Origin of the sequence: Bacteroides xylanisolvens (assembly GCF_018289135.1) — a bacterium.
GTDB lineage: Bacteria > Bacteroidota > Bacteroidia > Bacteroidales > Bacteroidaceae > Bacteroides > Bacteroides xylanisolvens.
On sequence record NZ_CP072216.1, the window covers coordinates 5,630,350 to 5,644,017 of the forward strand.

Sequence of the window (13,668 nt, forward strand, 5' to 3'; positions counted from 1 at the left end):
CTCAGCTACACTTTGGCAGCTAACGGCGTGATTATCTAAGTAATTCTTTTAAAAAAGCACCGAACTCAGCGGTTATGCGAGTACCGGTGGCTACCAAACTCCAGTCACGACTATATGTCTGCCCAGTGGATGGATCTTCCCAGCGACGACGCTTGATACGTAAATAAACGGCTTTACCACGGATAGGGAAGTCCTGAACTTCAATCTCAGGGAGGAAACCTTTTGAGTGAAGATGGAGATCAGAGTACTCAGCAGGAATAGTGGCTTTCTCCTCTAAATAAAGAATAAAGCAAGTATCCTGAGAAACATGATTGACTAGGGTAAAGTAATCAAGGATTCCTGAAGGCAAGAACAAGCTTAAAGAAGCAACAGGATCAATCGTTTGGGAAGAGGATGTTTTCATGATGCAAAAATAAGAATTTTAACGCAATCCCCCAAGGTTTCAGACTGAGGCGAAATCAGAGTACTCAGCAGGAATAGTGGCTTTCTCCTCTAAATAAAGAATAAAGCAAGTATCCTGAGAAACATGATTGACTAGGGTAAAGTAATCAAGGATTCCTGAAGGCAAGAACAAGCTTAAAGAAGCAACAGGATCAATCGTTTGGGAAGAGGATGTTTTCATGATGCAAAAATAAGAATTTTAACGCAATCCCCCAAGGTTTCAGACTGAGCCGAATAAAGTCAGTAAAGAAGAGTCGTCATAAAAAAGAAGAACCGCATTTCTGCGATTCTTCTTATCTTTAGTTGCGGAGATCCGACTCGAACGAATGACCTTTGGGTTATGAGCCCAACGAGCTACCAACTGCTCCACTCCGCGATGTTTAACGGGTGCAAAGGTACGGCTTTTTTTGAAACAAACAAATAATTAGCTGAATATTTTTCGAGTAAATCATCATTTTTTTTCTTATTTGGTTGAGAATGAATGAAATAATGATGAAACTTTTTCTTAGCACCTATTAATATACAAATGTTAATATTCTCTCTATTTTCTTGTATGGTCTAAAGAAAAGAATTACTTTTGCTCAAAATATTCAGCAATGTGCAATTTGTAACCTATGACCGTATCCAAGACAAAAGCCAAATTAGTAGATGTAGCCCGTCAGCTTTTTGCGAAGATGGGAGTAGAAAACACAACTATGAATGATATCGCTCTTGCTTCTAAAAAAGGTAGACGAACGCTCTATACTTATTTTAAAAGTAAGGATGAAATTTATTTGGCTGTTGTGGAATCGGAATTGGATATTCTGTCGGATATGATGAAGCGGGTGGCCGAGAAAAATATCTCACCGGACGAGAAATTGTTGGAGATGATATATACCCGGTTGGACGCGGTAAAAGAGGTGGTCTATCGAAACGGAACATTGCGTGCTTATTTCTTCCGTGATATATGGCGGGTGGAAAAAGTTCGCAAGAAGTTTGATGCAAAGGAAGTCCAGCTCTTTAAAGCCGTTCTTCTGGAAGGACAGGCAAAAGGAGTTTTCCATATTGACGATGTGGAGATGACTGCCGACTTGATACATTATTGTGTGAAAGGAATTGAAGTTCCTTATATTCGAGGCCATATAGGTGCACATCTGGATGAAGATACAAGAAATAGATATGTGTCCAACATTGTGTTTGGCGCACTGCATAGAACAGAAATTTAATTAAATAACTTTTAGTATGGGATTATTAGACGGAAAAACAGCCATTGTAACCGGTGCTGCTCGCGGTATTGGTAAGGCTATCGCTCTTAAGTTTGCTGCCGAAGGCGCAAACATCGCATTTACTGACCTTGTCATTGACGAAAATGCAGAAAATACAGCTAAAGAATTGGAAGCAATGGGCGTGAAAGCCAAAGGTTACGCTTCTAACGCGGCTAACTTTGAAGATACTGCAAAGGTCGTTGAAGAAATCCACAAGGACTTCGGACGGATCGATATATTGGTAAACAATGCCGGTATCACTCGTGACGGTTTGATGATGCGCATGAGCGAACAGCAATGGGATATGGTAATCAACGTGAACCTGAAGTCAGCATTTAACTTCATCCATGCTTGTACACCTATCATGATGCGTCAAAAAGCTGGTAGCATTATCAATATGGCCTCTGTTGTAGGTGTTCACGGAAATGCAGGACAGGCTAACTATGCTGCTTCTAAGGCAGGTATGATTGCATTGGCTAAGTCTATCGCACAAGAGTTGGGTTCTCGCGGCATCCGTGCCAACGCTATCGCTCCGGGATTCATCCTGACAGACATGACAGCTGCTCTTTCTGACGAAGTAAGAGCTGAATGGGCAAAGAAAATACCTTTGCGTCGTGGTGGTACTCCTGAAGATGTGGCAAACATCGCTACCTTCCTGGCTTCTGATATGTCTTCTTATGTATCAGGTCAGGTGATTCAGGTAGATGGTGGTATGAATATGTAATCGAACAGAATGACTGTTGTATACGAAGACAACCATATCATTGTAGTCAACAAGACCGCTTCCGAGATTGTCCAGGCAGACAAGACGGGGGATACGCCGCTTTCGGAGACTGTAAAACAGTATCTGAAAGAGAAGTATCAGAAACCCGGAAATGTTTTCCTCGGTGTGACACACCGGTTGGACCGCCCCGTAAGCGGTCTTGTTATTTTTGCCAAAACGAGTAAGGCATTAACAAGGCTCAACGAAATGTTTCGCACCAGTGAGGTGAAAAAGACTTATTGGGCGGTTGTGAAAAATGCTCCGCAAGAACCGGAAGGTGAACTGGTACATTTTCTTGTACGTAATGAAAAGCAGAACAAAAGTTATGCATACGACAAAGAAGTGCCGAACAGCAAGAAAGCGATCTTGCATTACCGGTTGATCGGTCATTCGGAGAATTACTATTTGCTCGAAGTCGATTTAAAAACCGGACGTCATCATCAGATTCGTTGTCAGCTGGCAAAAATGGGATGCCCTATCAAGGGAGATTTGAAATATGGCTCTCCACGCTCCAATCCGGATGGGAGCATTTGTCTGCATGCCCGGAGAGTACGGTTCATACATCCTGTCTCAAAAGAACTGATAGAGCTTGAAGCTCCTCTTCCCGAAGGGAATTTATGGAAAGGATTCGCCATAGATTAACACGGATTTCCACAGATTCATTTATTATGTTATTTAGTAGACGGTACGCAGTTTTTCTGTGGAAAACCGTGTAAATCTGTGGTTGGAACTTGCCAAAAGAGTAAACCTGCCTGCCATTTTTCTTGTAAACTCTAGCGACAGTTAGTTAATTCCTAAATAGGTAGTATATTTGCATCATTCGCTAACTATAATTTTCAATCATACCAAAGAAAAATACGAATGAAGGCATTTAAACTACTTGCACTTACTTCTTGTGTCTTGCTTACAGCGGGAAATGGAGTAGCGCAACAGAACTATTCAAAAAGTGAAGGATTATTGCAGTACGTCGATCCGTATATCGGATCCGGTTATCATGGACACGTCTTTGTTGGGACGAGTGTTCCGTATGGAATGGTACAGCTGGGTCCTACCAATATCCATAAAGGTTGGGACTGGTGCTCGGGTTATCATTATTCCGATAGTATTTTAATTGGCTTTTCACATACCCATTTGAGCGGTACGGGCTGTACTGACTTATGTGATATTCTCATCATGCCATTGAATGAGATCCGTACTCCCAGAGGCAATCAGGATGATATACGTGATGGGTATGCTTCCAGATATTCTCATGCGAATGAAATCGCCCGTCCCGAATATTACTCTTTGCTTCTCGACCGTTACAATATCAAAGCCGAGTTGACAGCTACAGATCGTGTAGGCTTCCATCGTTATACTTATCCTGAAGGAAAACCGGCTTCCATATTAATCGACTTACGTGAAGGAAACGGATCGAATGCTTACGACAGCTATATCCGTAAGGTAGATGATTATACAGTAGAGGGTTATCGTTATGTGAGAGGCTGGAGTCCTTCCCGCAAAGTTTATTTTGTGTTGAAAAGTGATAAGAAGATAGAGCAGTTTACTGCCTATGACGATAATGCTCCGCAACCTTGGGACCAACTGAAAGTGGCATCGGTGAAGAGTGTCCTTACTTTTGGCAACGTGAAAGAAGTGAAGATAAAAGTCGCTCTTTCTTCTGTCAGCTGTGACAACGCAGCGATGAACCTGCAATCCGAACTTACTCACTGGGATTTTGATAAGGTGGTGGATATGAGTGCCGACCGATGGAATAAGCAACTGGAGAAGATGACAGTAGAGACTGATGATGAGGCTTCCAAACGTGTATTCTATACCGCCCATTATCATACTATGATTGCCCCTACGCTTTTTTGCGATGTGAATGGAGAGTATAGAGGGATGAATGACATGATTTACACAGACCCGAAGAAAGCCAACTATACGACTCTTTCTTTATGGGATACCTACCGTGCATTAAATCCTTTGATGACTATTACTCAACCTGAAATGGTTGACCATGTAGTCAATTCGATGATTTCCATCTATCGTCAGCAGGACAAACTCCCTATCTGGCCTTTGATGAGTGGAGAGACCGATCAGATGCCGGGGTATAGCTCCGTGCCGGTGATTGCCGATGCATATCTGAAAGGATTTACCGGGTTCGATGCGGAAGAAGCATTGCAAGCAATGATAGCTACAGCTACTTATGAAAAGCAGAAAGGAGTACCTTATGTAGTCAAAAAAGGCTATATCCCTGCCGACAAAGTTCATGAAGCTACTTCCATAGCCATGGAGTATGCAGTGGACGACTGGGGAATTGCCGCTATGGCACGTAAGATGGGAAAGACAGAAGATGCTGAAACATTCTCAAAACGTGCTCATTATTACAAGAACTATTTTGATTCTTCTATCCATTTCATTCGTCCGAAACTGGAAGACGGCTCTTGGCGTACTCCTTACGATCCGGCACGTTCCATCCATACTGTTGGAGATTTCTGTGAAGGAAACGGATGGCAATATACTTTCTTTGCTCCACAAGACCCCTATGGGCTGATTGCCTTGTTTGAAGGTGACAAACCTTTTACAACGAAGCTTGATGGTTTCTTTACCAATACCGACAGTATGGGGGAAGAAGCATCGAGCGACATAACCGGATTGATCGGACAATATGCACATGGAAATGAACCGAGCCATCATGTTGCTTATCTTTACGCGTATGCCGGTGAACAATGGAAAACGGCGGAAAAGGTTCGTTTTATCATGAGCGATTTTTACACAGACCAGCCGGACGGTATCATCGGTAATGAGGATTGTGGCCAAATGTCTGCCTGGTATCTTCTTTCATCTATGGGACTCTATCAGGTGAACCCGTCGGATGGTGTATTTGTTTTCGGTAGCCCTTGTTTTAAGAAAGTAGAAGTGAAGGTACGTGGTGGTAACACTTTTACTGTAGAAGCACCCAATAACAGCAAAGAAAATATCTATATCCAGAAAGTGTATTTGAATGGCAAGCCTTATGATAAGAGTTATATCACTTATCAGGATATAATAAATGGCAGCACATTGAAGTTTGTAATGGGGAAAAAGCCTAATAAGAATTTTGGTAAGGCTCCGGCAAACAGACCGGTTGTTTTGAATAAGATAAATGGATAAAGATGGCTTACTTATAAAAGACAGCTAATTGTTGAAAGGAGGAAGAAGCCTCCGACAATGAAAGAATAAAGCTGGTTCTCAATATTCAATTCAGTTTTCAATAGGTATTATAAGGCTTTCCGATTGTAGCATTTAATTCTGCTTCGGAAAGCTTTATTTTATACTAGAAACGGCTGAAAAGCAAATCCTTAACAAGAACTTACTGTTTTCAGCCGTTTTGGGGAATATAGTTTTAAGAAATAAGTTAGTCCTGATTACATCTTTCCTTTAAAAAAGAATGTAATCAAGACTCTTTTTATAACTATGGAAGCGGATCAGCTTTTGCCGGTCGTTTCGGATCATAAACGGCTACTCCTACTTTGGAGTCAGCACAACCATAATACAAATACCATTTGTTTTTGAAGTAGACCATTCCTTCTATAAATACGGTTCCATCCACATATTGCCCACTCTTTTCAAAGCTATCCATCGGACGGAAGAACGGTTCATCGAGACGGGTGATAAAGCGGGTAGGATCATTGGCGTCGAAGAGTGCTTGTCCGGCAGCATAGACATTGGCGGTATAGCGTTTGTCACCTCTTCCTGAATGGTTCTTACCATTATAAAGAAGGACAATTCCTTTCGGAGTGTAGATAGCTGGAGGCCCACATTCGGTGAGATGGCTGTCGAAGTAGCCGTCACGGGGAGAAAACAGCTTTTTTAGGGAGCCGTCAATGTTGACAATCGGTGTCCAGTGGATTAAGTCATCGGAAGTAGCTGCGAATACATGCTCCTCTCCCCAGTACATAAAGTATTTCCCGTTGACTTTCTTGATAACCTGTTTCCCTTTAACAACTTCGGTCAGGATAGAGCCGGACTTACAACCCAGGTTGAAGAACTTTCCATCAAATGCTTTGGCAAAAGCAGGACCGTGTTTTGTCCAGTCTTTTAGGTTGCGGGAGGTCGCTACTGCCAGGCGAGGTACATGGCGATTCCATTGGGTGTACATCATTACATATAATCCGTCATCGGTTACGGCAATTCGTGGGTCTTCGCAGCCGCCGGGCCATTCCAACTCTTTTTGTGAATCATTATCCGGATAGAATACAGGAGTCTTTTCCCGTTGGAAATGTGTGCCGTCGGTAGAAGTGGCATAACCGAGGCGGGAAGTCCGGTGTCCGATACCGACACCTGATTTATCCTCTGCACGGTATAACACGACAATCTCACCATTGTAGAGTGTAGCAGCCGGATTGAATGTATCGTTCGATTCCCACGCAATAGAATCTTTGGTCAATGGACAGTAAAACTTAGTGTTTTCTATAGGAGATATTACCGGATTGACATTCTTTGGACGTTCGAAACCACAGAAAGCCCAATCGGGTAATTTGTTCTCTTTATGATTGGAAGACTGTCCGTAGGCAGTACAGGTCATCATGGTTGTAGTAAGTAGGAATAAAAAAGTTGATTTCATATTGTTCATATTATATGGGTCATTTATTTTTTAGGAGTCATATACTCCCTACATATAAATTGGAAAATAAATAAAATGCTGTCATCTGTCACCTGATTGGGCATAAATGATTGATTATAAATATACTGCAGTGTGACAGCATGATGTGACGGCAAGGTGACGACAACTTTGCTGTCACCTTGTTGTGAAAGCAAGGATTTTATTGTTTCTCTGCTATGTGGGCACTTATTTTTCTATCCGGAGCGGTATTCAAGGATTATCAGACTATTACGGAAGAGAGAGTTTCAGTACTTGAAACTAAAAGTTCTATTGCTTGAAACTTTTGTTTCGTCAGCGGGAAACTTTAGTTTCATCGGTGAGAAACTCTAGTTTCTCTTACTTGAAACTGTGGTTTCAAAGGCGTGAAACTAAAGTTCTTCAACCTTGAAACTACTTTGGAAGCGTAAGCTTCAAGGTTAGAAACAGTTATCTCATAAGCGGGAATACAATAAAAAACATAATAGAAGACTATTGGATACTATTCAGTAAGTCTACTTTTCCTTCATTTACGAGTTTTAGGATTAGTTCTCCGAATAGCGTATTTTGCCATGCAAACCAGGAACGAGTAAAGTTCTTCGGGTCGTTCTTGTGGAAAGATTCATGCATGAACCCTGTTCCGGCATCCGTATCCATTAGCATTTTGATGCAGGTCTTGATTTCTGCGTCGTTTTGACTGGTGAATGCTTTCATCATAATACTCATGGGCCAAATCATGTCATATCCGATGTGCGGACCGCCAATTCCTTCGCCGGCAGTACCTTTGAAGAAGTAAGGATTATCTTCGCTCCATACAAACTTACGGGTATTCTGATAAATAGGATCGTTCACTTTCACATCTCCAAGATAAGGCAGGGCAATGAGACTCGGCACATTGGCATCATCCATTAACAGTTGGTTGCCGAAACCATCTACTTCGAAAGCATAGATTTTGCCATATTTCGGATGATTGTAAACCGCATACTTTTTCAGGGCTGCTTCCACTTCGTTCGACAGTGTAGTACATTCTTTAGCTAAATCAGGTTTCTTGTTGACTGTATTCAGAATCTCGGCAGCTTTGCGCAATGAAGTTACAGCAAAGAAGTTGGACGGAACGAGGAACTGGAAAGTTGTAGCATCATCCGAAGGACGGAAAGCAGAAGCAATCAGTCCGACCGGCTTTACAGGATTACCCCAGCCGTCGTTGGTCATCGTATCGAGTGCACGTTCCGTTTTGCGTTGGAAACGATAAGGACCTTTCGGATCTTCTTTTCGTTGCTGTTCCTTAAACGTTTTCAAAACCTTGGCGATGGCTGTAAGCCATTCGTCGGAGAATATACTGGCGTCTCCCGTCGTCTTCCAGTAATGATAAGCGAGACGGATAGGATAACAGAGCGAGTCGATTTCCCATTTGCGTTCGTGCAGTTCGGGCTTCATGTCCGTAAGGTCGCTCATCCATTCGCCGCCTTCGGAATTCATGTTGAAAGCATTGGCATACGGGTCGATATTGATACACTTGAACTGACGTTTGATAACGCCGGCGAGCATTTTTTTCAGTTCTGCGTCTTTGTTGGCGAGTTGCACGTAAGGCCATACTTGTGCACCCGAATCGCGCAACCACATGGCGTGGATGTCACCTGTATAAACAAACGTATCGTCTTTACCGTCAAAATGAACAGTAGTATCCAGTGTGTTCGGGAAACAGTTTTCGAACATCCATGCTAAGCGGGCATTCGTCAGCAGTTGCTTGATATGCGCAATCTGTTGTTCCACAGCTTGTGAGACAAACAGACGTTTCGATGTTTCCGGACGGTTCGTCTGATAGTTGTTGATTTTGGTATTATCTTGTTGGATGACAAAATCACTGTTCGTTATAGCCTGCATATTGCTAGCGCCCAAGAGTGCTATGGACAAACAAAAGGCTTTAGTTATATTCATGGTAATAGTCTTTTTTTGTTGATTAGTATTGATTATGAAAGTGTTGCGGAGAAGAAGTGTTAAATCTCTGCAAAGAATTCAATAAGACAGGCATTGTCGAGCAGCCATTTATACTGCTCCTTGTTATGTCCCGACCAATCCCTGCCTAATAATCCGTTTTCATCCCGGTAGTTTTCCCAGGCGTGAAGCGCATTTTCCACCATCGCATTGACATACGCCGGATTCTTGTCAATCTTATACAGAGCTTTCAGTCCTCTGAATAAGATCACGTTAAACCAGGCCATGTCTTTATGTACTTTGACAGTCGGGTCTTTCTTATCGGCTTTTGTGCGGAAAAAGGCATCTGTTCCTGCGGCTGTCTGCTGTGCATCGTGCAAATACTGCTCATCTCCCGTTTCCTCATAGAGCAATACACCCGCCTGAATCATCTGTCCACTGTTGTAGGCGTATTTCTCTTTGGAAACTTTCCCTTTCAAGTTGATGTTATCCCAGTAAAGATGGTCGGTAGGGTCGCATAGATGCTTTTTTGTCCAGGCATACGTCTCTTTTGCTTTTTTGAGGTATTTGGCATTCTTCGTCAGCCGGTACAACTTGACACCGAGCACAGTAGACGGTGCATTGGAACAAGTATGCTTCGCTTCCTTCTGCTGTTCACACCAAAAGATGCCACCGCCTATCTCATCGCTCCATCCACTGTAGATATATTGATACAATGCAACGGCTTTTTCCAAAGATGCAGGCTTGTGAGTCAGTTGGTAATAATCGCAATAGTCCAGTGCAATCCAGATGTTATCGTCATAATAACGTCCGTGCTGCCCGTACTTGGTGGGGTATGACTGATAACAGGCCGGCAAGCGACTGTTATCCCAATACTGCTCCATTCCCGGTAGAATTCTTTTCTCGAGAATCTTTTTGTACTTCTTGTTTCCGGTCGCTTTGTATAAAGCCACACAACCCGACATCATCCCGGAATACGGCCATAGAAAAGAAGCCTTCAGCGTTCCGTTCTGCTGCGTTCCGCCCGCCAGATAAGTAATTTTTTGGTCGGGATTGACAGGATACGTTTCTGTTAGTAGTCCGTCATTCGTCTGATAGAGATTCAATACATTAGATAGAATCGAGTCGGCAATAGAAAGATAACGGGTATTTCCCGGTGTCTTTCCCACTGCGGAAGTAAGGCAAAATAACATACAGGCTACAAAACATATATTTCTCATAGGAATATCGGGTTGTGTGGTGAAACTTTCAGGTTATAACTAGATACAAAGATTATTTCTGCTGACGCTGGTCGAACTCCAGTTCCACCTTTACGGGGAAATGGTCTGAAGGAGTGCGCGCCTGATAAGTCTTGATGTCGATTTCTTCCGGGCAATCGTTCGCCTGCTTCTTTTCTCCCTTGCCTACGATGCTGCGGTAAGTATCAGTCAGCACACCATATCTTTTCACTTGGAAAGACGGAGAAACGAATATATGGTCGATACGGCTTTCCGTAAAGCTGTTCGGGTCGAAGTCGTTGAACGTGCCGTTGATAGCATAGCGGAAGCCGGCCTTCTCGTAAGAGTCGCACAACACCCCTTTGCTCACAAAAGCATCATAAGACTGGTGGGTCTGGTCGACATTGAAGTCTCCCGTCAGGATGGCCGGAAGCTCTTTGCCTTTGCCAAGTTCTTTCATCTTGTCCTGCACGAGGAATGCACTTTCCACACGTGCCTTCTTGCCGATATGGTCCATGTGCAGGTTGAAGAAAAGGAATTCGAAGCCGGTATCTTTGCATTTGAAGTGTCCCCAACTGCAAATACGCGGCAACACGGCATCCCATCCTTTGCTCGGCACGTCGGGAGTTTCCGACAACCAAAAATCACCTTTCTCTATCACGTCAAACTTGTCTGTGCGATAGAAAATAGCAGAATGTTCACCTTTCTCTTTGCCGTCGTCGCGACCTACACCGATATAATCATAACCGGGTAATGCCTCTTTTATATCTTTCAGTTGATGAATAAAGCACTCCTGCGTGCCGAAAATATCGAAATCGTGGTATTGCACTATTTGGGCAATGACCGGGTAACGTTGTCCCCAACCGTTTCCGTTGATTGAATCGCCACCGTTGGCGTTTCTCAAATTGTAGGAGGCAACGGTGATAGAAGTAGGCTGATAGTTACTTTGACAACCGCAAAAGACGATCGCAACAAGGGCAATTAGTAAAAGGTTTTTCAGTTTCATGTTTTTATAGTTTGTTTGGTAGATAATTCATTGATCTCCAAAAGTACAATATTTTATTCAAATGAAAGAGAGTAAGGTACATCTTTTTCTGTGGTTCCCCGTTGTTTATTGGGTACGGGGCTCATTTGAAATTGAATATTAGCACCTTTAATCAGCTGGTCATGTGTAAGGAAATTACGGGTTTGTGATTTCCCGTTTACTTTCATTTCCTTGATGTAGCGGTTGTCAAGCTGGTTGTTATCTGCCTTGATCGTGATGGTCTTTCCGTTCTCCAAATGTAACTTCGCTGATTTGAAGAGTGGGGTTCCAATGATATATTCATCCGTTCCCGGGCAAACCGGATAGAAACCGAGTGCGGAGAATACATACCAGGCGGAAGTCTGTCCGTTGTCTTCGTCACCGCAATAACCGTCGGGACCGGCGGTATATAGTTTGTTCATAATCTCACGTATCCAGTATTGAGCTTTCCAGGGCTCGCTCGAATAGTTGTAGAGATATACCATGTGCTGAATAGGCTGGTTGCCGTGCGCATATTGCCCCATGTTCATTACTTGCATTTCACGCATTTCGTGAATCATGCCGCGGCTTTCCATTCCCAGTTTACCCGGGATGACAAAGACGGAATCCATCATCGCGTTGAATTCTTTCTTGCCTCCCATCAGGTTGATAAGTCCTTGCGGGTCGTGGAATACGCAGAAGCTCCAGTGCCAGCTATTCCCTTCGCAAAATTCACCGCTCCAGTCCACTGCATCGAAATTCGGATTGAATACGCCTTTGTTGTCTTTGCCAACCATCAGTTTGCGTTCCGGGTGATAGACATTTTTGTAGTTCAGCGCGTGTTTCTTATAAATGTCGATTTCGCTCTCCGGTTTACCGAGTTTCTTGCCTAATGTATAAATTGCCCAGTCGTTGTAAGCATACTCCAATGTACGTGCAACGTTTTGTCCTATGCCGATATTGTTGGCAACATATCCCAGTTGGTTGTAAGACTCGTAACCGAGACGCCCCGAAGCAGTCCCGCGAAGATGTGCATTTGCTCCATGCTTCAATGCTTCCCAAAGAGTTTCGATGTCATACCCGCGCAACCCTTTGATGTAAGCGTCGGCCACTACGGAAGCCGAGTTGTTGCCTACCATACAATCCCGATGTCCCGGGCTAGCCCATTCCGGCAGGAAACCGCTCTCTTTGTAAGCGTTTACCAAACCTTCCTGCATCTTCAGGTTCATCGACGGATACATCAGGTTGAGGAAAGGAAACAGACAACGGAACGTGTCCCAAAAACCGGTGTCGGTAAACATATAGCCGGGACGCACTTCACCGTTATAGGGGCTGTAATGCATGATTTCTCCTTTAGCGTCTATCTCGTAAAAGCTACGTGGGAAAAGCATGGAGCGGTACAGGCAGGAATAGAAGGTGCGCAGGTTATCAATGTTATCGTCTTCCACCTCTATCTTACTCATTTCACGGTTCCACACGTCTCTTCCGTTCGTTACCAATTGGTCGAAACTGTTTCTGCCCAGCTCTTTGAGATTTAATTCCGCTTGTTCAGGACTGATAAAGGAGGAAGCAACCCGTGCGTGTACGATTTCTCCCTTTTTCGTGGCGAATCCGATTACCGCACCTGTGTGGTTTCCTTTCGCTTCGATCTCATTCGGAAGAATGTTGTTTTCGGAAACTGTGGAAACGAATGTGAACGGTTTGTCGAATTGAACTACAAAGTAGTTTTTGAAGTTTTCCGGCACACCGCCGCTATTCTTGGTTGAATAGCCGATAATCTTGTTTTCTTTCGGAATCACTTTCACATAAGAACCTTTGTCAAAAGCGTCTACAATCACGTAGGCATTCTTTGTCTCCGGATACGTGAAACGGAACATGACGGCGCGCTCTGTAGGAGCAAGCTCGGTTGTTACGTCATGGTCGGCAAGGTACACCTTATAATAATAAGGTTTGGCAACTTCCGCTTTGTGAGAGAACCAACTGGCACGTCGGTCTTGATCGAATACCAGTCCGCCGGTGATAGGCATGATGGCAAACTGCCCGTAGTCGTTCATCCAGGGACTGGGCTGATGTGTTTGTTTGAATCCCCGGATTTTGTCGGCATCATACGTGTACGCCCAACCGTCTCCCATTTTACCGGTCTGCGGTGTCCAGAAATTCATTCCCCACGGCAATGCCGTAGCCGGATACGTGTTTCCGGTAGACAGTTCAAACTTGGATTGAGTGCCTACCAGTGTGCTGACATAGTCTACCGGATTCTTAACGGCAGAAGATTGCAGGCTGTACAACACGGCACCTCCAAGAAATAGCAAGTGTTTAAATGAAAAATGTGTTTTCATGAACAAATGAATTTATAGATTTGAAAATAATTTCTACGACGAAAATAGGGAGAAAAGGAATGTGCTTCTAGTAATAGAGAGGTTAAATCGCCTCTTGTCGCTAAAATTAACTACTCTGGCACGGAA

General features: G+C 43.6%; 11 protein-coding genes and 1 tRNA gene. 4 read left to right on the forward strand and 8 right to left on the reverse strand.

Annotated elements, in window-relative coordinates:
- Positions 1–31 precede the first annotated feature (31 nt).
- The 3 genes from INE92_RS23190 to INE92_RS23200 all read right to left on the reverse strand — a co-directional run bounded on the left by INE92_RS23190 (position 32) and on the right by INE92_RS23200 (position 817).
- Positions 32–403, reverse strand: coding sequence for an ISAon1 family transposase N-terminal region protein (locus tag INE92_RS23190; protein ID WP_008640050.1), 372 nt, complete (start codon positions 401–403; stop codon positions 32–34).
- A 39-nt stretch (positions 404–442) separates the two neighbouring features.
- On the reverse strand, positions 443–622 hold the full coding sequence (locus tag INE92_RS23195) for a hypothetical protein (RefSeq protein WP_233476909.1): 180 nt from the start codon (positions 620–622) through the stop codon (positions 443–445).
- Between the two features lie 122 nt (positions 623–744).
- A tRNA-Met gene (locus tag INE92_RS23200) sits at positions 745–817 on the reverse strand.
- 238 nt (positions 818–1,055) lie between these two features.
- Between INE92_RS23200 and INE92_RS23205 the strand changes: the two genes are divergently transcribed.
- The 4 genes from INE92_RS23205 (at position 1,056) to INE92_RS23220 (ending at position 5,580) form a co-directional block, all read left to right on the forward strand.
- Positions 1,056–1,646 carry a TetR/AcrR family transcriptional regulator gene (locus tag INE92_RS23205; RefSeq protein WP_004299903.1) on the forward strand — a complete coding sequence of 197 codons (591 nt, stop codon included), beginning with the start codon at positions 1,056–1,058 and terminating at the stop codon, positions 1,644–1,646.
- 16 nt (positions 1,647–1,662) lie between these two features.
- On the forward strand, positions 1,663–2,409 hold the full coding sequence (gene fabG, locus INE92_RS23210; protein ID WP_004299904.1) for a 3-oxoacyl-[acyl-carrier-protein] reductase: 747 nt from the start codon (positions 1,663–1,665) through the stop codon (positions 2,407–2,409).
- 9 nt (positions 2,410–2,418) lie between these two features.
- Entirely contained in the window at positions 2,419–3,090 is a 672-nt protein-coding gene (locus INE92_RS23215) for an RluA family pseudouridine synthase (protein WP_004299905.1), read from the forward strand.
- Between the two features lie 219 nt (positions 3,091–3,309).
- Positions 3,310–5,580, forward strand: coding sequence for a GH92 family glycosyl hydrolase (locus tag INE92_RS23220; RefSeq protein ID WP_004313027.1), 2,271 nt, complete (start codon positions 3,310–3,312; stop codon positions 5,578–5,580).
- Between the two features lie 301 nt (positions 5,581–5,881).
- Here the strand turns inward: INE92_RS23220 and INE92_RS23225 are convergent, their stop codons facing one another.
- From INE92_RS23225 to INE92_RS23245, 5 genes are all read right to left on the reverse strand, one after another.
- Positions 5,882–7,042, reverse strand: coding sequence for a glycoside hydrolase family 130 protein (locus tag INE92_RS23225; protein WP_004313028.1), 1,161 nt, complete (start codon positions 7,040–7,042; stop codon positions 5,882–5,884).
- A gap of 498 nt (positions 7,043–7,540) precedes the next feature.
- Entirely contained in the window at positions 7,541–8,986 is a 1,446-nt protein-coding gene (locus INE92_RS23230) for a glycoside hydrolase family 125 protein (protein WP_004299909.1), read from the reverse strand.
- A 59-nt stretch (positions 8,987–9,045) separates the two neighbouring features.
- Positions 9,046–10,203: a glycoside hydrolase family 76 protein gene (locus tag INE92_RS23235; protein WP_004313030.1), complete on the reverse strand. Its 1,158-nt coding sequence runs from the start codon at positions 10,201–10,203 to the stop codon at positions 9,046–9,048.
- A 52-nt stretch (positions 10,204–10,255) separates the two neighbouring features.
- A complete protein-coding gene (locus tag INE92_RS23240; RefSeq protein ID WP_004321023.1) occupies positions 10,256–11,206 on the reverse strand; it encodes an endonuclease/exonuclease/phosphatase family protein in 951 nt (316 codons plus the stop codon).
- Positions 11,207–11,259: 53 nt separating this feature from the next.
- Entirely contained in the window at positions 11,260–13,542 is a 2,283-nt protein-coding gene (locus tag INE92_RS23245; RefSeq protein ID WP_015533074.1) for a GH92 family glycosyl hydrolase, read from the reverse strand.
- Positions 13,543–13,668 lie beyond the last annotated feature (126 nt).